At 44.7% G+C, this 570-nt stretch carries 1 pseudogene; it reads left to right on the forward strand.

The features are described from left to right. Positions 1–570 (forward strand): annotated as a pseudogene (locus BN4609_RS10335) (hypothetical protein); the annotation flags it as partial.

Below are 570 nucleotides of genomic sequence, written 5' to 3' on the forward strand. Positions count from 1 at the left end.
GAACAAACTGTCGTTTTATGAGAAGGCTGATGAATATTCTAAAGCAAGCATAAAAATAGATGGCGGAACCGCTACAATAACGTTCAAATCAAAATACAGAATCGGATATAATTATAATAAGAACGCATCTCAGGGCTTTCAGGGCTTATTTAAATTATATTCAGCAATCAACAGTAGGATTTCTTTGTATAAGATGTGTACGGACTCTCCGTCTGACGACATAACATTGGACGGAAGTTCGCAATCTGCTGACAACAGCGGTGTGATAAGCACACATTACAATGCCACGCTCGATGAGGTTACCCTTCAGAGGACTTTTGTCGGTGACGGAGGATGGTATACCGTGTGTCTGCCATTCCCGCTTACAGAAGAAGACATTAGGGAACAGTTCCAAGGGGCGGATTTTCAGGAGTTCACCGATGTAGAGGTGACCCCGGACAACAGTCTCAATCTCATTTTCAAGCGTGTCTCCGGGACAAAGGCGGGCGTGCCGTATATGGTGCGTCCCATTGAGGGAACCGAAATAAAGAATCCTGTTTTCACAAACAAGACCATCACCGCAAACCGTCC

The sequence above is a fragment of the Leyella lascolaii genome, from assembly GCF_900079775.1.
GTDB classification, from domain to species: domain Bacteria; phylum Bacteroidota; class Bacteroidia; order Bacteroidales; family Bacteroidaceae; genus Prevotella; species Prevotella lascolaii.